Annotated in this window: 18 protein-coding genes and 2 pseudogenes; 14 read left to right on the top strand and 6 right to left on the bottom strand. The window is 39.8% G+C overall.

Translation table 11 applies throughout. The features are described 5' to 3' along the window. Together NCWK1_RS20670 and NCWK1_RS20665 are read left to right on the top strand one after the other, a co-directional pair. Window positions 1-75: pseudogene (locus NCWK1_RS20670) on the top strand (photosystem II protein D1); the annotation flags it as partial. A gap of 152 nt (window positions 76-227) precedes the next feature. Beyond that, window positions 228-812 carry an endonuclease dU gene (locus NCWK1_RS20665; RefSeq protein ID WP_103125988.1) on the top strand — a complete coding sequence of 195 codons (585 nt, stop codon included), beginning with the start codon at window positions 228-230 and terminating at the stop codon, window positions 810-812. 23 nt (window positions 813-835) lie between these two features. On the opposite strand, the gene NCWK1_RS20660 is transcribed toward NCWK1_RS20665, so the two are convergent. Then, window positions 836-1,762 carry an ATP adenylyltransferase family protein gene (locus tag NCWK1_RS20660; RefSeq protein WP_103125987.1) on the bottom strand — a complete coding sequence of 309 codons (927 nt, stop codon included), beginning with the start codon at window positions 1,760-1,762 and terminating at the stop codon, window positions 836-838. Between the two features lie 409 nt (window positions 1,763-2,171). On the opposite strand from NCWK1_RS20660, the gene NCWK1_RS20655 reads away from it, so the two are divergent. After that, a complete protein-coding gene (locus tag NCWK1_RS20655; protein ID WP_096578432.1) occupies window positions 2,172-2,546 on the top strand; it encodes a DUF4870 domain-containing protein in 375 nt (124 codons plus the stop codon). Between the two features lie 77 nt (window positions 2,547-2,623). On the opposite strand, the gene NCWK1_RS20650 is transcribed toward NCWK1_RS20655, so the two are convergent. Then, window positions 2,624-4,231 (bottom strand): 2-isopropylmalate synthase, encoded by a 1,608-nt coding sequence (locus NCWK1_RS20650; RefSeq protein ID WP_103125986.1) that lies wholly within the window; start codon window positions 4,229-4,231, stop codon window positions 2,624-2,626. Between the two features lie 84 nt (window positions 4,232-4,315). Between NCWK1_RS20650 and NCWK1_RS20645 the strand changes: the two genes are divergently transcribed. Next, the gene (locus NCWK1_RS20645) at window positions 4,316-4,987 is read left to right on the top strand and encodes a GntR family transcriptional regulator (RefSeq protein WP_103125985.1); all 672 of its coding nucleotides are present in this window, start codon (window positions 4,316-4,318) and stop codon (window positions 4,985-4,987) included. Between the two features lie 211 nt (window positions 4,988-5,198). Here NCWK1_RS20645 and NCWK1_RS20640 read toward each other — a convergent pair whose 3' ends face one another. Together NCWK1_RS20640 and NCWK1_RS20635 are read right to left on the bottom strand one after the other, a co-directional pair. Further along, window positions 5,199-5,399: a hypothetical protein gene (locus tag NCWK1_RS20640; RefSeq protein WP_096578439.1), complete on the bottom strand. Its 201-nt coding sequence runs from the start codon at window positions 5,397-5,399 to the stop codon at window positions 5,199-5,201. Between the two features lie 368 nt (window positions 5,400-5,767). Further along, on the bottom strand, window positions 5,768-6,304 hold the full coding sequence (locus NCWK1_RS20635) for a nucleotidyltransferase family protein (protein ID WP_103125984.1): 537 nt from the start codon (window positions 6,302-6,304) through the stop codon (window positions 5,768-5,770). A gap of 369 nt (window positions 6,305-6,673) precedes the next feature. Here NCWK1_RS20635 and NCWK1_RS29190 point away from each other — a divergent pair, with 369 nt between their 5' ends. The 10 genes from NCWK1_RS29190 to NCWK1_RS20590 all read left to right on the top strand — a co-directional run bounded on the left by NCWK1_RS29190 (window position 6,674) and on the right by NCWK1_RS20590 (window position 16,680). Next, on the top strand, window positions 6,674-6,943 hold the full coding sequence (locus NCWK1_RS29190; protein ID WP_146034015.1) for a hypothetical protein: 270 nt from the start codon (window positions 6,674-6,676) through the stop codon (window positions 6,941-6,943). Between the two features lie 423 nt (window positions 6,944-7,366). After that, window positions 7,367-7,978, top strand: coding sequence for a hypothetical protein (locus NCWK1_RS20630; RefSeq protein ID WP_187308197.1), 612 nt, complete (start codon window positions 7,367-7,369; stop codon window positions 7,976-7,978). Window positions 7,979-7,982: 4 nt separating this feature from the next. Further along, a complete protein-coding gene (locus NCWK1_RS20625; RefSeq protein WP_015115253.1) occupies window positions 7,983-8,360 on the top strand; it encodes a hypothetical protein in 378 nt (125 codons plus the stop codon). Continuing rightward, window positions 8,308-11,055 (top strand): hypothetical protein, encoded by a 2,748-nt coding sequence (locus tag NCWK1_RS20620; RefSeq protein WP_103125983.1) that lies wholly within the window; start codon window positions 8,308-8,310, stop codon window positions 11,053-11,055. Before NCWK1_RS20625 ends, NCWK1_RS20620 begins: the two co-directional genes overlap by 53 nt. 34 nt (window positions 11,056-11,089) lie before the next feature. Beyond that, window positions 11,090-11,866, top strand: coding sequence for a hypothetical protein (locus tag NCWK1_RS20615; protein WP_096578447.1), 777 nt, complete (start codon window positions 11,090-11,092; stop codon window positions 11,864-11,866). Between the two features lie 28 nt (window positions 11,867-11,894). Continuing rightward, the gene (locus NCWK1_RS20610; protein WP_096578449.1) at window positions 11,895-12,938 is read left to right on the top strand and encodes a hypothetical protein; all 1,044 of its coding nucleotides are present in this window, start codon (window positions 11,895-11,897) and stop codon (window positions 12,936-12,938) included. A gap of 19 nt (window positions 12,939-12,957) precedes the next feature. Further along, window positions 12,958-13,785 carry a hypothetical protein gene (locus NCWK1_RS20605; RefSeq protein WP_103125982.1) on the top strand — a complete coding sequence of 276 codons (828 nt, stop codon included), beginning with the start codon at window positions 12,958-12,960 and terminating at the stop codon, window positions 13,783-13,785. A 20-nt stretch (window positions 13,786-13,805) separates the two neighbouring features. After that, the gene (locus tag NCWK1_RS20600) at window positions 13,806-14,486 is read left to right on the top strand and encodes a hypothetical protein (RefSeq protein WP_096578453.1); all 681 of its coding nucleotides are present in this window, start codon (window positions 13,806-13,808) and stop codon (window positions 14,484-14,486) included. Between the two features lie 24 nt (window positions 14,487-14,510). Then, window positions 14,511-16,091, top strand: a complete 1,581-nt coding sequence (locus NCWK1_RS20595; protein ID WP_096578455.1) for a TrbI/VirB10 family protein — start codon at window positions 14,511-14,513, stop codon at window positions 16,089-16,091. Between the two features lie 34 nt (window positions 16,092-16,125). Continuing rightward, the gene (locus NCWK1_RS20590; RefSeq protein ID WP_103125981.1) at window positions 16,126-16,680 is read left to right on the top strand and encodes a hypothetical protein; all 555 of its coding nucleotides are present in this window, start codon (window positions 16,126-16,128) and stop codon (window positions 16,678-16,680) included. A gap of 107 nt (window positions 16,681-16,787) precedes the next feature. On the opposite strand, the gene NCWK1_RS20585 is transcribed toward NCWK1_RS20590, so the two are convergent. Both NCWK1_RS20585 and NCWK1_RS20580 read right to left on the bottom strand, forming a co-directional pair. After that, a complete protein-coding gene (locus tag NCWK1_RS20585) occupies window positions 16,788-18,263 on the bottom strand; it encodes a TonB family protein (protein ID WP_103125980.1) in 1,476 nt (491 codons plus the stop codon). A 302-nt stretch (window positions 18,264-18,565) separates the two neighbouring features. Then, window positions 18,566-19,120, bottom strand: a pseudogene (locus tag NCWK1_RS20580) (TauD/TfdA dioxygenase family protein); the annotation flags it as partial. Between the last annotated feature and the right edge of the window lie 35 nt (window positions 19,121-19,155).

Genomic DNA, 19,155 nt, shown 5'->3' with positions numbered 1-19,155 from the left:
CACAACTTCCCCTTAGACTTGGCTGCTGGCGATGTTGCTCCTGTTGCAATCAGCGCTCCTGCTATCAACGGTTAATTTTCTGAGACGGTAACGCTAACATCTCTTTCAGTAGAAAAGTGATAAAAAACGCCCTCCATTGGAGGGCGTTTTTTATTATGGGTAAAAGCTTTAATATAATCGTTGTCTTGGAGAAGCTCTGAGAATTTCAGCGTTATACAAAGATATTCATGGAACTAAAAGCTCTGCTCAAAAATCACCGGACAATTCGTGCTGTAGGTTTTGACGATGCTCCTTTTATGCGGAACGCTAATAAACCTGTAGGGGTTGCAGGTGTTATCTGTGCAGACACTCGCTTTGAAGGTATGGTTTGGGGAGAGATACAACCTGATGGTTGGGATGCAACCGAAAAACTTTGTCAGTTGCTAATTGGGGGCAAATTTTTACCACATCTCCATATAGTGCTGTTAGATGGAATTTCTTTAGGTGGCTTTAATATAGTTGATTTGCCATTGTTAGCCGAAAGATTAGAGCGCCCTTGTGTTGCCGTGATGCGAAAGCAACCTAAGCTCAACGCTATGATTTACGCAATGCAAAGATTGCCTCATCCAGAAAAACGGCTAGAAACCATACTTCATGCTGGCACTGTCTATGAATATCCACCGTTTTACTTTCAAGTTTATGGTGCAGAACCTGATGTTACGGCTCAAGTGCTTCAGCGGCTAACAGACTGTGGTCATGTACCAGAGGCTTTGCGTTTAGCACATCTGATAACCTCTGCGGTTGTGAAAGGGGAGAGTGGGCGACAGGCTTGAAGGAGTGAAGGAGATATAAATAACTATTGACTATTGACTTGGGAATTTTGTACAGCAACTTCTTTCAGGATCGTCATTGGGCCTGTGTTTTTGAGGAGTTGCATTTCTTGTTCATTACGTACCAGTAACGCACCAGCGAATCCTAATGAGTTGACAGAAATGGAGTGGAAATTTTCTTGCGATCGCGGTACGATGAACATCCATTCTCTAGTTACAAGCAGATTGTAAGCACCAGATGGTTGATGACTGTTAACTGCTTCTATCCCAACAGCACTTAATAAATTTTGATATACCTTCAAGATATACTCAGCATAAGTTAACGGAGATTGTACCCAATTGGGATCTAAAGTTGCAAAAGCGTTGACAAAAGGTAATTGCGTTATGCTTCCTACACCATCTTCAAATTGTGCTGATGTCAGTAGTGGTTCAATAGGTGTCTGCACTCCTGAAGTAACCAGTGGTAAAGGTACTATTTGTAAGTGCTTGTGTCGTTGACTAGCGCCTGCGGTTTTGCCACTGTTGTAAAAAGCTAAACCATCAAATTCGGCTAAACATGCTAATAAAGCCGCAAAATCTTCTGGGGTAAGTAGGCTTTCTTGTTCTTCAAATGCACGGGTGATGATGAGTAGGTGATAGTCAACAACGTTGAATTTATTCAAGATACAGACATGAGTATCGGAAATATCCGCCACAAATAAATTCTTTTCGTAGGGAAGGAAAGGGTTGAACTCCTTACCAGCAGAAGTTTGTTTGTCTTGCTGTTTCTTCGCTGCATCTTTGCGAACAAGGTTAGATAAAATTCGGACTAAAAAGTTAACGCCGTCTTGCTCAACAAATTCAAACTTTGTGGGTATAGACAGCAATGCTCCGCATTTTAAAGCATGTTCAGTACATTCTTTGACACTTGTCCATAAAGTGCCAGGGTTGAGCAAGATTTCTCCCTGTGCCATTGATGAATTAATGATTTATTTGACATTCATCAGTCTAAATCAGATTCAACACCAAGGGATGGGGAATTGATGAGTATTACTTTTAAAATAGTACTTATATTTAATTTATGGAAAACAATATATATCTGTAAGGTGGGCATCAACTATTAAATATTTGTTTGATTGAGAGTTTTGTTAAAAAAGCCTACCCTAAATGTAGTTCAGAATTCAAACCTGATTGCTGAAAAATCATATTTTTCCAACGCGTAGGTACGGGAAACACCATCATTTATCTCTGATGAGTAGTTGGCAAAGCTAATCAATGGTTAAGAAATATTCGAGAATTTACGAAGTACGGTAAACTGCCATATAAGCTTGAAAAACTACCCTTTACAATAAAAGATAACAAGTAACTTGAGGAGCCACCAGGATGCAAACTTCTTTCGATTCTGATAAGCGCAAACTGTTATCATCTCTGTGTCATGGGGCAATTTTCTTTAGTACAACGTTGTTTTCAATTGGTGTACCGATTGTCATTAATATTATTTCGGATGACCCTGTTGTTAAAAGTAGCGCTAAAGAATCAATTAATTTCCACTTCAATGTTTGGTTTTGGGCAACCATAATTGGAGTACCAATTGCAGTTTTATCTTGGCTAACCTTTGGTATTGGGGGAATTCTGTTCTTTCCCCTTGTGGCTTTTGGCTTTTTATTACACTGGGGGCTGACAATTGTGGCGCTGCTGCACTGTTTTAGCAATCCTGATGAACCGTTCCGTTATCCGTTTATTTTCCGAGTGTTCTAATTGTCATGGGTGTAGATAAAATTGGTATGAGAAAGGGATGATTGAATCATCCCTTTTTTATTAGATAGATAATATTTCTACTCGCTCACTTGAGCCGGAATTTTCTGAGTTTGCAAGTAACGATAAAGGCGATTTACAGCATTGAGATGGGCGTAAGCTGCGGCTACGACAATATCTGTATCAGATGCTTGTCCAGAAAATATCCTATCTTGGTATCTCAAGCGAATTGTGACTGTTCCTAAAGCATCAATTCCGCCAGTTACAGATTGCACAGAAAATTCAATTAATTGATTGGGAATCTGTACTAAGCGGTTGATTACTTGATAAACTGCATCCACTGGCCCTGTACCGACGCTGGCATCTGTGAGAATTTTGCCTTCGGGTGTGACAACTGTAATGGTTGCTGTGGGACAAGTGCAGTCACCGCAAATTACTTGGACGTGTTCGAGTTGAAAGCCGCTTTCGGCTTGATTTTGGGTTTCATCTCGCACGATCGCTTCTAAATCCCAATCAGATATCTCTTTTTTCTTGTCTGCAACTTCTTTAAAGCGGTTGAAGGCTTTGTTCAAGTCGGCTTCATTCAGTTCCAAGCCTAATTCTTTCAACCTTGTACGAAAAGCATTTCGTCCTGAGTGTTTACCTAAAACTATACGATTTTCTGGCAACCCAATGGATGCAGCTTCCATGATTTCGTAGGTTTGGCGATGCTTGATGATGCCATCTTGATGAATGCCTGATTCATGGGCGAAGGCATTTGCTCCTACAATTGCTTTATTCGGCTGAATCAACATTCCGGTTAATTGGGAAACCAAGGAAGAAGTTTTGTAAATCTCCTGAGTTTTAACGTTGGTGAGTGGTGCATCAGCATCAACAGGTCGGCTAAAGTACGGATTGAAGTAATGTTTCCGCACTTGCAAGGCCATAACAATTTCTTCTAATGCGGCATTTCCGGCACGTTCGCCAATGCCGTTAATTGTACATTCTACTTGACGCACGCCATGTTCTATGGCAGCTAAGGCATTGGCTGTTGCTAAACCCAAGTCATTTTGGGTGTGAATGGAAAGAATTACGCTGTCAATATTCGGCACATTTTTCCGAATACCCTGAATTAAAATTCCTATTTCTTTGGGTGTGCAGTAGCCGACGGTATCAGGAATATTAATTGTAGTTGCACCTGCGGCGATCGCTACCTCCAATACCTGATACAAAAATTCTGGTTCTGTCCGACTAGCATCCATTGGTGAGAATTCGACATCGTCTACAAAAGATTTAGCGAATGCAACCATTTCTTGAGCGATCGCTAATACTTCACTGCGGGACTTTTTTAACTGATATTGCAAGTGAATATCAGATGTGGAAATCATCGTGTGGATGCGCGGATGGGCGGCAGGTTTTAAGGCTTCGGCAGCGGCTTGAATATCTTTACGGGTGGCTCTGGCTAAACTGCAAATGATTGGCCCGTCTACTTTTCCCACTTGTTCAGCAATGGTTTTGACGGCAATAAAATCTCCCGGACTAGCAACAGCAAAACCCGCTTCGATCACATCCACACCCAGGAGAGCTAGTTGATGAGCGATCGCTAGTTTCTCTTCTACATTTAGGGTGGCACCTGGAGATTGTTCACCATCTCGTAAGGTGGTGTCGAAGATGATAACTCGGTCTGTTGCTTGAGATGCAATGCTCATAACTGTCTCCCATTTGGTGAAGGGAATTATTTGTAACTTTGGATATTGTATACAATATTTTTAAAATTGTATACAATATAAAATATGAACTTAAATGATTTAGCAGCCAATGTGCTGCAACAACAACGCAGCACCCCTGATTTAATTGCCGATGCCTTGCGGGAAGCGATTTTGCGGGGCATTTTTCAAGAAGGACAATCTCTTAGACAAGATGAAATCGCCACACAATTTGGCGTGAGTCGCATTCCCGTGCGGGAAGCTTTGCGTCAATTAGAAGCAGAAGGTTTAGTAACGCTGCATCTCAATCGTGGTGCAATGGTATCCATTCTCACAGCAAATGAAGCGCAAGAAATTTGTGAGATTCGCAGCGCGTTGGAAGTGAAAGCAATACAATTGGCAATCCCGAAATTAAGCACAGCAGATTTAGACAAAGCAGCAGTAATTCTGGAAAAAACTGATCAAACCACCGATGCAGGTTTGTTGGCGCAATTGAACTGGGAATTTCACGCGACACTTTACACCAGCGCAGAACGTCCGCGACTATTGGCAATAGTGAAAAACTTACATATAAATTGCGATCGCTATGTGCGTGTGCAGATGGCACAAATGGATTATCAAGAACGTACTCAAAAAGAACACTATCAACTTTTAGATGCTTGCAAACAGAGAGATACAAAAACTGCCGTGCGGTTACTAAAACGCCACATCGATACCGCTGGTGAACAGTTAGTTAGTTACTTACTGCAAAAATCTTGAAAGTGATAGTGCTACTTAAAAAGTTATGCAATATTCCCGCAATGATGCAGATATTAATTTGTTGCAACTTTTATCAAAATTTACATAAGCAACAAATCTTTGTAATCAACATCAAAGTTATTGTTTGGAAAATTACACAACTAAGAATTATTTATTATTACTGGGAAACAGAGAACAATTAATAAATTTATTGTTGAATCCAGACTGTAATTTATTTGAGTAGTCTAGTTACTCTAACATCATATTCAGTGCCTTTTGGATGTTCACTTCTGGCCTGAACCCGTGCCATACCATCTGCCTTTTCTCTTGACTCAGCGCTAATCTCGTATCTTGACGTTCCGCATTGATAGCTATTGTTGGCTTGATCGGTATACTCCTTAATATCAACCAACACTTCAAAAGTGTGAACCATTGGAACCTCCTAGTGCAAATAGCACTCTGTGGAAATTAATATCCAGTATATGAATACCGATAAGTATCTGTTTGATTAACAATACAATTCTTTATCAAAACTATTAGGAAACTTGCATTAAGAGTTAATACTGATAACTAATTAATAGCTCAACAAAACATGATTCCTTTAATTAAAAAATGTTTCAAATTTAATATATAGGTAACAAATCATAAAAATGAATTACTTATTTAGCGCATAGTCGTTTTCTCAACAATCTGTCAGAATTTATCAATTGCTATAAATAATTGATTTACTTTATTTGGTGAGATAGTGCATTACACCATAACCTTTCATGGGAATCATAATTTGCTCTTGGTGAACTATAATTATGCCAATCTCAGATGGGGACACTTGGCGAGAAATGTTGATGCTTTGTTATGGGCATCTGGGTTATGAATATGTGCAGGTGTTGGTCGAATAATGCCAGCAAATAAATCATCTAATCCGTAAGGTGTAAAAAATTCCCATTGTCCTTGGGTATTTAACCTGACACCGACAGCAGTTGCCGTGTGTAACCAATCTTGCACACCATCTTCTGTACTAGTATAAGGACGCTTGCCTGAACGCCACCGAGCAAAACTCGCTTGATTTTTGACATCAAACTTATAGTTGGGGAATTTTGCCGTGATGCTGGTTTGTGCAGATAGTTCCTGGGAACGGCTACCAGCTTCATCAAAGAAGGCGATATCAAAGTCATTGATGACTAACGCACAGTCTTCGCCAAATATTGCTCGCCAAACGCTGTTGCGGACTGCACCCCCAGCTAACCACCAGTCAGGTAGGTTAGTTTGAGCGATCGCAGGTAATACAGTACCGATAGGTGTGTCAGTTAAAATTATCTGTAAATGAGTATTCGGATTCATCGAGAATTATCAGCTAGAATGTGAAGATATTATGAGTTATCTCTGACACAAAGAAAACTCTCATCTATATTTTTTGATAATTTTCATAAATACCGAACTGAAGCTGCTGTTATTTGCGGAAAAATTGCAATTAATTCAGTAGTTTACTAGATGAAATTAAAATTCTCTGTTAGCCATTCACCGTAAATTTCCCGATTACAACTGTGCTAGGCATCAGTGTAGGCTTAAGTTGCCGAATGTTGCTAATTGGCGGGTTAGTTAAATAAAAAAGCAAATCGTTTATTCTTTTTGTGTAAAAAATACAGTCCCGATTGTGCTAGACTTGACAAAATTACTGACAAATTAGAGTTCTTGAACAAAAACGTGCCAATGCTCCACATCAACCTCAATAAAATTGCGGGTAATCACGTAGAGCAAAGCTCTTTTACTGATAATTACACCCAGTATCACAGGCGATCGCTCGTTGATGAAAAAGTTCTAAAGTTGAGTCTCATATCTAAGCATAATAACAGATTAACTCGACAGTGGTTATCTGCCATTGGCAATCAAAGCCGAGGCGATCGCTGTGTAAAAATTAGCCATTACTTCAGCAAACAGCATCTACCATCCTCATTGACAACTGTTGCACAATTACACTAGCTTTCTATTTCAGTACACATCTGGAGTTATACAGGTGCAATGACTAAAGTATTAATCACAAATTTTTTAACTGTCTAGCATTTATCCAGGCAAAAAAAGCATATTTAATGCTACAAATTTTATGATTAGTAACTTTTAGAGGAGATAAAAGTTGTGATTGAAGCAATTAATTGTGAACTTGTTCAAATTAGAGAAAATAATTGTCAGGAAAAACAAAATATTGAAAAGAATATAAAAAGTTCGGTATTTTACCCGATATTAAGAATTGGTTAACTTGTTCTTAATAATTAATAAGAACATGAATACTTATCATACTGTTAGTACATAATTTCTATTATATGAGCCATTATTTGTGATAAATTAACATGGTTTTCAGTAAGCAACAACTAAAATTATTTAATAAATAACTCAGGAAATTCACAAATGTCTAGACAGGGTGATCGAGCAGACAACATTCGCAAACTTGTAAATAATAGCGCTGTGAAAAAATTACCTAATATTCAGGCTACCTTAAAATTTTGGCGCATTACCTTCCTGGAATCAGTACCATTTTTACTGGCTTGCGCCGTATTTTTGAGCGTTATCAGCTTAAAAAGCCCAGTCCTACTTTTTTGTTTATTAATTGGCAGCTTAATTGTTATATCAATACAACAAATTGGGCAACAAGTCAATTTACCGCAACGCTGGCGCATAGCACTACAAATATTGGCACCAGTCGTAATTTTGAGTTTATTTTGGTTAGATTACTTCGCCACCCCAGCACAAGCACAATTTTTTGGCAAAGCCGAAAAGTTTTTCAAAACTAATTTAGTACAAGGCTCAACTACTAATAGTGGCGGTACAGAAACAGCAGTTAGTTTAATATTTAACGTCTTGCGAGGCATTTACTTGCTTTATATTGCAGTTTCGTTGATTGGGGTAATTAACGCAGTACGGAAAGATGAAGATTGGCAAAGTATTGCCAGAACCCCTTTATTAGTTGTCTTAGCTGTCACAATTGCCGATGTTATGACAGGCTTCATAATTGGTAGCTAATTCTATGTCTGAAGAACGGGAGCAAGATTTTCGTCCAGTCAATCAAATTTTAGGCGCACAACCGTCATTAGGGCCAATTCCTGCCGATCAAATTTTTCCTTGGTTAGTAATTGCCCTAACTGCATATTTTATTGTCAATGGTGTTTTTGGTGGCTTATTCGCCGATGAATTTCAAAAATGGTTGTGGACATTTTTAATAGCAGGTTGGGGAATAGCAACTTGGTGGATATTATCTGGTGGTAGGAGTTGGCGTTTTTTAAGTAAATTTATCGGAGTTCCCACTTGGACTAGAGGCTTTGCTCGTTATCAAAGCTTGCTGGAAATTAATCATGAAGCAAAAAATCGGAAAAAAAAGCATCGGTACCCCAGGAAACGAAAGTAGATTAACGCCATTTGAAGATGCTTTACACCTAGCAACAATGCTACGCATTGGAGTAGATGGACGTGATCTTGGCGCTTATATTTTGGCGAAAGGAACTCAGCGAGATAGATTTTGCTTTGTCTTTGGCTTTGAATGTAAAGGCATCCATACCACTTTAAGATCTGAACAAATAAATACTATTTTTAATAATATTGAATCTGGACTAAAAGATATACCTGAAGGTGAAAGAATGACCTTACATATAGGGTCTTTTAGTTCAGATAAACACCGACAACAAGAACTAGCAGATTTAATCAAACGTTCTCCATCGAATGATATTAAATATTTAGTTATGGCAGAACGAGCCAGAATTAGAGAACTGACTACTTCTGGAATTCGTAAGCCAAAATTTCTGCGGATATATGTAACTTATACTGTAGAACCAAATTCTACCAATGCCGATGATTGGATTGAAAAACTATTGGCTAGAGCAGAATCGTGGTGGTTAAAATTTAAAGGTGAACTTGAAGAAATAGAAAATCAACGGATTGAAACTGTTATTACCGACGCGTATAAACAAGGCTTTTGCCGTTGGGAACAAGTATTATCTAATAAAATGGGTTTAGATATTAAACCCTTAAATGCAGAGGAACTTTGGGAAGAAGTCTGGTTGAGATTTAACGATACACCACCCATAGAAATTCCCCAATTACTCACATTAGATGAAACTGGATTACACGAACAAGTTAATTCTGATTTAGCTAGTAGTAAATTGCTGGTTGAGAACATCCACAGTACAACCTTGCTGATGGAATCTAGTGTCCCTTGTGCCGATCGCCGCTGGGTGAACATCAACAATCATTATATCGGCGCGATGGCTTTTCTGGAAAAACCAGGTGGTTGGCCGAATAAATTTTCGCAACTGCGGTACTTATGGGAACTCCTGGCGAGAGAAACTGTAGTGGATACAGAAATTTTTTGCCAGTTAACGGCGGCTAATCCTGCAATTGTCAAAACAACATTACAAAGGGTATTGAAACAATCAAATGTCTCAGCACTTTTGGCACAAGAAAAAAGTAAAACAATTGATGTCAACGCCCAATTAAAATTAAAAAAATCGGTCGCCGCCCAAGAACAATTGTATGAAGGAGCCGTACCAATTCACGCGGGAATTGCCATTTTTGTGCATCGTCCCACCCAAGCAAAATTAGATGAAGCCATCAGATATATTGAAAACTGTTTTCAACGTCCAGCCCAGGTAATTCGAGAAACAGAATATGCTTGGAAAGTTTGGCTGCAATCTTTACCGATAGTTTGGGAAGGATTGTTAGTCAAACCCTTTAACCGCAGACAGTTATATTTAACTAGTGAAGTGCCAGGATTAATGCCTTTAGTGATGACCAAAGCCGGAGATAAATATGGCTTTGAATTAGTAGCAGAAGAAGGCGGCACACCCATACATTTAGATATGTTTAACCAACACAAAAACTTAGCGCTGTTTGCTACTACCCGCGCCGGGAAATCAGTGTTGGTATCGGGAATTTTAACCCAAGCTTTAGCTCATAATATTCCGGTCGTGGCCTTAGATTTCCCTAAACCAGATGGATCATCTACATTTACCGACTACACCGAGTTTATGGAAGGGAATGGGGCGTATTTTGATATTTCCAAACAATCGAATAACTTATTTGAACAACCAGATTTGCGATCGCTCTCTCCCGAAGAACAACGCGATCGCCTCCTGGATTATGTCGCCTTTCTCGAATCAGCCTTAATGACAATGGTCTTAGGCTCATCTACCGAAAATCAACTCCTCTCTCAAACAGTGCGTTCCCTCCTCAACCTAGCATTGGGAGCCTTCTTTGCTGATGAAGGTATTCAAGAACGATATCGCCTCGCCATTAATGGCGGATTTGGTAGCCCAGAATGGCAAAAAACCCCAACTTTAAAAGATTTCCTCTATTTCTGTTCACCAGAACATCTGCGTCTTGATTCTGTGAGTGGTCGAGTTGAAGATGCACTTAGTCAAATTCAACTACGCTTGCGGTTTTGGCTATCTAGCCGTGTAGGACAAGCGATTTCCTCACCGTCCAGCTTTCCCACGGATGCTCAACTGCTGGTTTTCGCCCTCCGCAACCTCGCTGATAACGAAGATGCAGCCGTCCTCTCCTTAAGCGCCTATTCCGCCGCCTTGCGCCGCGCCTTAAGTAGCCCAGCATCTATCTTCTTTATTGATGAAGCGCCAATTCTGTTTGAATTTGACCAAATTGCCGACTTAGTAGGCAGAATTTGTGCCAACGGTGCCAAAGCCGGGATTCGAGTTATCTTATCAGCCCAAGACCCCGATACTATCGCTAAATCCAAAGCCGCATCCAAAATTCTACAAAACTTGTCAACCAGATTAATCGGTCGAATTCAACCAGTTGCAGTTGATAGCTTCGTCAGTATTTTGAAATATCCCCGCGATATTATTGCCCGTAATGCTTCTGAAAGCTTTTTCCCGCGCAAAGAAGGAGTTTACAGCCAATGGTTATTAGATGATAACGGCATTTATACATTTTGCCGTTACTATCCAGGTTACGAACAATTAGCAGTAGTGGCTAATAACCCCAATGAGCAAACTGCCCGCAGGAAAGCAATGCAACAACATAGTGATAAATACGAAGCAATTTCTATCTTTGCTCGTCAGTTATTAGCCTCTTTGCGGAGTGGATAAATTAGCAATTAATCTTATATGTAGGTAAAAGTTTATGCGAAAAACAACTTTATTAACATTAGTTTTTTCTAGTTTATTAATTCTGCCCGCAATGGCACAACTAGGCAAAGTCTGGACTGATTTTCAATACTACTCTGTAGATTTACAAAACTATCTCAGAAGTAATGTGAATGAAACTTTCCGACCACTAGATATTAGAACTCAAGGTGCGCTCAGTAATTCCAGTGGCGAATTGAATCTACCAGATCCAGTTGCTGCTGGTAAACAAGTACGCGACGAGATTGTAATTAACTCCATATCAGGAAGATATGAGAATAATTCAGCAGTCAATGGTGCCGGGGTTAGTAACGAACTAAATCGCATAGTTACTCGTGGTGCTGTATCTGGTGTTTTGGGTAGAGAAGGACAAGTGCGCTTAAAAACCAAATTAGAAGATACAGAAAGAAGTATCGAAACTATTGCCCAGACTATTGAAAATGCTGATAGTTTTCTGGATAAAATTAAAGACCAGGTATGTCAGGTAGCAAATACAGGTGGCATGGCCAATGTTGCTAACCAAACTTTATGTCAATCGAGTATACAACAAGATACAACTGTTAAAATTCTCCAAGAACAATCTAAAATTGCTGCCGAAAATCTGGCTCAAACATTCCAAACAAACCAAACAATACAATACTCAAATTTAAATTTAGCGAATATTTCTCAGCAAGTTGAAGAAACAAACCGCGCTCGTCGGGTTGATTCAGCAGCAGAAGCAGCCAGACTTTTACGCACTTCGGCTCAAATAGATTTGTTTGGGCGCAAACCATGATCATTAATCATAAAAAATGTAAATTAAAATGCAGCTTTATATTTTACAAGCTTTTCCAGGCATTACAGATACCCTTGAAAATGGAGCAACAACAGCTAAAAGTATCGCTGAAAGTTGGGACAAACAATGGGTAGATTTATTACAAAATAACACTAGTAATAACTTATATGGAGCGATCACAAATTTAGGTGTGTTCTTTGCTGTTGGTACGCTGTTATTTTTTATGGTGCAATGGCTAAAGGATGTAATTTATAGTGAATATTCTCGCCCCATATCTGGCTTAATTTGGCCGTTTGTTGTCGTAGTGTTATTAAGTAACCCTGGCGGTGGAAGCGTGCTTTCTAACCTCACTTTAGGGGTGAGAAATTTTATCAATGTAGTGAATCAGCAAGTAGTTACCACAGCAGATACAGAACAAACTTATCAGCAAGCAATCAACATGAGTGTAGCGGAAGAGGTAGCAGGTTCGTTGCTGCGTCCTTGTCAAGCACTTACTGGTCAACAACAAACTGACTGTTTAAATAAAGCAACTGAACAAATTGATGACCTATGGCAAGAATATAGAAATAGATACGGTAATAGAACTTGGATAGATAGATTAGAAAATCAAGTTAATCAAATTAAATTTGGTACAGGAATTATTACTGATACCGCATTTAATGCACTGTTAGGCAATACAGGACAAACAACTATTAAAAACTTTTTAATTTCACTACAATATGCTTTTCAAAATTTACTAGAAGCTACGATGTTATTGATAGCAGCTTTAGGCCCCATAGCCGTAGGCGCTTCATTATTACCTGGGGCGGGAAAGCCGATTTTTGCTTGGATGACAGGGTTTTTAGCGGCGGGAATTGCCAAAATTTCGTTTAATATTGTAGCAGCATTGACAGCAGCAGTAATTATTAACGGGCCAGGACAAGATATCAATGCCAGCCCTGATTTAATGTGGTTTATTATCTTTTTAGGAATTTTAGCACCTTTGTTATCGTTGTTTTTAGCTGCGGCCGGAGGGTTTGCAGTTTTTAGCGCTATTAGTAATACTGAAACTTTGGTGAAGAATCGAATCTGAATTCTTAGCAGGTGATCGTATGGTCAATTTACTTAAAAAAAGACAACAAAAGCAGACAGGAAGTGTATTGACGACTTTTGCGATCGCTACTTTCAGTTTGCAAATATTAGTGTTAATTTTATTTATTATTCAAGGCTTAAATATCCGCCAACTGAGTCTGAGAAAACCACCTAACTTTGTACAGATGATTGATGGTAAGTCACCTAGCGCCACTGATGACTTAGAAAGGGACACCGAAACGATTAGCAGATTTGTCAGTAAAACCATGACCACCATGTTTAACTGGTCAGGAAACTTACCTCCTCAAACTATTGAAGAAGTCGCTAAACCTAAACCCGATCCAGGAATACAGGTGCGGACTGTCAAAGGTGGTAATAGAAACGTGACAACTAGTACATGGATAGCTAGTTTTGCTATTGCTGAAGATTTTCGTAAAGGTTTATTAAGTGCGATCGCCGAACTAACACCACCAGAAGTCTTTGCTAACAATACCAGCCAAAGCATCACCGCCCAGTTAATCATCAAACGCCTCTATCCGCCTCAAAAAATTGCTCCTGGTAAATGGCGTGTCGGGATGGTAGCTGACTTAGTGCAAACCAAACGTTCTGACAATCGTCGAAGAGTCACAGCATTTAATAAAGATTTATTAGTTCGTGCAGTGGATTATTTTCCCTATCCTCTTAATGAAAATAGTACAGACCTACAAAAAGCTATATATAGCACGCGCACAGACAAATTAGAAATTTATGAAATTCGGAATTTATGTTTGATAGATGAATACAATAACCCAGAAGATAAAACTAATCAATGTCTCAATAAGAAACCAATCAGTAGTTTTCTTAGGTAACTTTTATATAAATAGTATTCATGCAAATACTCAAAACAGAAAATAAAAAAAGCAACATTTTACCTTTATTTGCCGTTGCCACATTCGGCTTAAATGTATTTGCCTTACTGCTATTAATGTTTCATGGCTCAATGTTACAGGCGCTGAAACAACAATTAACACCACAAAGTTTAGTACAACTTATAGACGGTCAAGCTATCACAGTAGATCCTAAACCAAGCATTGAAAGATATCCCGAAACAATTCGGCGCTTTGTTGGGGAAACCATAAGCCTCATGCTTACTTGGTCAGAACAACAACCACCGCAAACAGCTTGGGATATTAGTTCTCAGATGGTATCTAATAACATTAAACAAAAACTACTTTTAGAACTGACAAATTTAAAATCAGGCTCACAATTCCAAAATATTAATAAAGGAAGTGAATATGTATTAGTAATTGATAGTATTTCCCAGCCTACTAAAATAACAGAGGGAGCTTGGAAATTAGAAGTGTATGCTCATCAATTAAGTTTTACCAATTATGACAAACTAGGACAATCAAGTCCTTTTAATAAACAAATTTTAGTCCGAGTTGTCGATGAAGCATTAACATCATTACCAGACAAACCACTGTCTTGGCATTTAGCTGCTTACCGCCTTGGCGAAGCGAGATTAGAAATTTACAATATATGTGACATAAAAGACAAAAATTGTTCTTAAACATTATCACCAAAACTATATACCATGACTTCTTATTCCATTTCTTCAGAACTTTCTTCTCAAAATCTTGTGAATCGCCCTCAGACTGATTCACAAAAACAAACAGAATCTGCCGATTGGGAATCAAAAATCGCTAGATTAGTAGGTTTTGAAGACGAATCAAAAACTGTGAATGTTGAAGCCACAGAAGAGACAGACATTCCAGAGGCTTTGACTGCTGAACCGCCAGAAATTAAACACACCCAACCTCTATCTGCGAATCCTTTTGCTAAATTAACTTTAGTTGGCTCGGCCACCTTAGTAGTAGTTTTGTTAGCTGGCGGTTTTTTATCTCAACTTATGAGTGGTAGCAGTCAAAAGTCAAACAGTAATTCTGTTTCCATTCCCACTCCACCCACAACCCCCACTAATACCCGCCAGCAAGACTTACAACAAGAAATTGACGATTTAAAAACAAAATTAGCTCTCGCTGAACAAGCAGATGAAGTAGCAGCCTCTCAACAAAGTCTCAGAAATCCAGTCAGATTAGTTTCGTCAGTAGATACCAGACCTAATCGCATAGCCACAGTCAGAAATGTTCGCCCAGCAGTGCAAACACCAGCCCAGGTAGTGTATATTCCCCGTCCAATTAATCCGGCTATAGAAAGGCCTGCTGTTGTACCAGCTATCCCCGAAAATCGCACAGTACCAGAATTTTCACCACCACCACAACCAGTAGTTAACACTCCACCTACTCCACCAGATCCGCTGCAAGAATGGGCAAAGTTAGCTAAATTAGGCAGTTATGGTCAGGTTTCGACAACTGGAACATCCGGAGTGAATATCAGTCAAGTTCCTCCAGCCAACAACAACAATACTGTGACCTCGCCAGAAGTAACACAACCCCAAACTCAACCACAACCTCAGACTAATCCTGGACTTAGCCCAGGACAAACTCAAGGCCCGAAAACTGTAGCTGTGGGTACTAGTACTAAGGCTGTGGTAGCTACAGCCATTTTTGGAGAAACTACTAGAACCAGAGGTAATGACAAAGATGATGATGAAGATAAAAATGTCTTTGTCATTCAATTAAAACAACCTTTAAAATCTATCGATGGTCAAGTTGCGATTCCGGCAAAAACTGAGTTATTGGCGGAAATTAAATCTCTGTCTGATCAAGGTTTGTTACAGTTAAATGTCACAAAAATTGTCTCTCAAAAAGATGGTGTTTTGACAGAAACAAACTTACCCAAAAATGCGATTATTATTCGTGGTGTTAGAGGTAGACCTTTAATAGCAAATAAATTTCCTAATGCCAGTGGAGCTATTGCAAGCATGGATTTAGGGTTATTTGTCTTGGGTGGTATTGGTAAAGCCGCAGAGTTATTTAACCGTACAGAGGCTCAAGTTGTCACAACAACTGCTACAGGTACGATTGTAAGTAATACTAATCCCCGACGTAACCTTTTAGCTGGGGTATTAGAAGGTGGGTTTAACTCTGTAATTCCCCAAATTTCCCAACGCAATCAACAGGCAATTGCCCAATTAACCCAACAAACTAACGTGTGGTTTATAGCTGCTGGTAAAGAAGTTGAGGTATACGTTAATCAACAACTACAGTTTTAATTTTTAATCTTGACTTAGTTTAGCGATCGCAGTCATGAAAAATGCCAACTCCCCTAATTTCCTCTCTCTGGCCTCCGTAATTATTTCATCTGGAATTATATTATTGGCTGGCCGAGCCATAGCTCAGAATGTAGTTTTGCGTTCTATGCTTTCCTGTCAAGCACAAGGTTTAAGTGGCGTAGTGCCAACTATCACAGTTTCTTATGTACAGGGTACAAATTTAAGCTTTTTACCAGCTGGCGAAACAATTAAAAAAGTTTGGTTAAATGACCCATCACAAGTAACTATAGATTTTGATGGGCCAGTCTGTACCCAATTTGGGCAAAATCAAAATTTTAATTCAGGAGATTGTAAAAACTCCGCCGCCAATGTCATTCAAATGAGGCGTATTCCTAAACTAAAAATTCCTGGACTGCCCAACACAGATAAAACACTTTTAACAGTGATTACAGAAGGGCAAGGTAAAAGTAAGCTATATACTTTTCGAGTACTTTATACAGATTCTGATCCTGGGTATCATACTTTAGCAATTTATGGTGATGAATCTTCCACCGATGGGCAATCTCCTTGTCTCAAACATCCTCGGTGAAAACTGCAAAAACCACACAATGCAAAGGTAAGAGCGTAAATCCTTGCGCTCTTACCATGATAAGAATCTATTCAGCAACTGCCATAACTAGAACACAATATTATTCATTAATTCTTTGGCTCTGAGGGAGCCGCAGCAGGCGCAGACTCAGATTGTGGTCGAGAACGGCGCAAAGCATTCCGCAACTTACTACTACTATCAGAATTTGCCGCAGAATCTGGACGGCGACGACGACGCACTTTTGGGGCATTATTTTCACCACTGGATGTGGCTGCTTCCCTTGGGCGTGGCTGTGACGTGTTGCTATTTGTCCGTTGACGCAACTGACGACGCAGCGGAGTATTTTCTGATGTAGATGCTGATTCTCGTCTCTGCCTTGTTTCTGGAGGAACATCAACAATAGTTCCCGATGTTAAACGCCGCCTGCGTTTAGGAGTTTCACTAGCTTCACTTTGATTAGCTGTGGCTGTTGGTTGATTTCTTTGTTCCGCTTCTCTGGCTTGTCTTTGCCGCTTGCGTTCTTGAGCTTCTCGATATCGTCGTGAGCCTCGGATAGCATAATTAGTTTCAATTGATACTCCTTGTCTACCAGCCTCACTCGGCTTCAGTTTCCATTCACGGGCTTGTCTGAGATGCGCTTCGTCTAGCTCTCGGTTGCCACTTGAACGGGTTAATCTGACATTAGTGACATTACCACTAGCATCTGTATCAACTGCAACACCAACATTTCCTTCAATGCCGCGTCGTCTTGCTTGTTCTGGATATTTATTATCGCACTGACGGCAGGCAGCACGGCCATTACCATTATTACGATTGGCTGGTGCTGCAATTTTTGGTTGCCTTGGAGCTACTGCTACTGGATTAGCATTACCAGTACCAGTACCAGTACCAGTGCCAGTGCCTGTACCATTACCATTACCGATGCCAGTGCCAGTACCACTGCCACTGCCTGTACCTGTGCCAGTACCTATACCTGTGCCATTACCATTACCGATACCACTGCCTGTACCACTGCCACTACCAACACCTACACCTATACCACTCCCACTCCCAGTTAAAATTCCCGTGCCACCACTCGATCCTGAACTGCCACCGTTATTAGTGCTAGTTGATTCAGATGTAGTACCAGAACCACCACCATTGCCTGGAGATGTCTGGTTAGTTCTGACAGTAGTGGAAGGTTTACCTGATTGGATAGTTTGTCTGGGTTGCTGTTGAACGGGCTGAATTTGAGGCTTTTCAACAAATTTTTGGACTGGAGCGATCGCTATTGACTGTTGTTGAGGAATCACAGGTGACTTTTCAGGAATCTGAGTTTCAGTCCGAGACACAACTTGATCAGGCAGTTCCTGTTTTTCTTCTATCGGAGCTTTTTCTATTTCTGGAGCCGGAGTATCAGCGATCGCTATTTCTATGGGTTCATTATCTGCGTCTACAGGTACTCTTGCCAAAAAGTTGCCTATACCAGAACCTAGTAGAACAATATGCAATGCCAGGGAACCCACCAAACTATAACCTAGAAAAAACCTCAGAGCCTGAGCTTCTTTAGAACGTTGCTCAACAGCAATGCTGGAAAAGCTCATAGTTATTGCCACCTATTATCACTAAACTCTGTAATCTTATAATGACCTTTTACAAATATCAAGCCAAAAATTCTGACTGAGTTGCTTTTTCACAGCTACAAGACTCTTTTTAGTTGTGATTTTTAGGAAAATTCAGCTTTTGCAAGATATGGCTTCTGTTAAGAACAATATACTTTTAGAAAATAAATATCAATTAAGGTGAACAGTATTTGATAAAAAGTGTCACTTGACTTAGATAAATAAAAAATTGGAGTAGGTTGTGCTACTCCAAAAAAATCACGCAGTACCTGGGAAATTCAAATCTAGAAAGGACGGCTACCCGCAAGGCTAACGCGCTTCATGACTCGGCGCTCATTTGCATCAAACGCTTGACGGTAGTGTAAAGTAGCTTGATTGTCCCAGTAGACGATATCGCCAACAGACCATTTGTGCTGGTAATAAAACTGAGGCTGATTTAAATGCTGTCGCAACTGTTCGATGAGTTCTGCACCCTCTTCTGGTTCTAAACCAACGACTTCAACTTCTGTGGCGTAGTCCAAATAAAGAATTTTCTTACCGCTTTCAGGATGTATTCTGACCAAGGGATGGGGGAAAACAGGACTAATTAAAGGAATATTGCGGTCAAGTCGGTATTTAGTTTTGGATGCGGAGCGATCGCGTAAAAATGGATTGTAGGTAATTAACTGTAAATCTGCAATTCGGCGTTTAGTTGCTTCATCCAAAGTTTCATAAGCCAAATTTAGGTTTAACCAATAAGTATCACCACCTTGGCTGGGAACTTCCAACGCATAAAGCAACGAACCAGCAGAAGGACGTGGAGTCCAATGGTGGTCGGAATGGAAGGCTAATTCTCCCGTACCTGTATCTGACTTTTCCCGTTAAGTCTCTTTTG

It is taken from the genome of Nostoc cycadae WK-1, from assembly GCF_002897135.1.
In the GTDB taxonomy this organism is placed as follows: domain Bacteria; phylum Cyanobacteriota; class Cyanobacteriia; order Cyanobacteriales; family Nostocaceae; genus Nostoc_B.
This window is presented reverse-complemented; position numbering and strand designations above follow the sequence as displayed.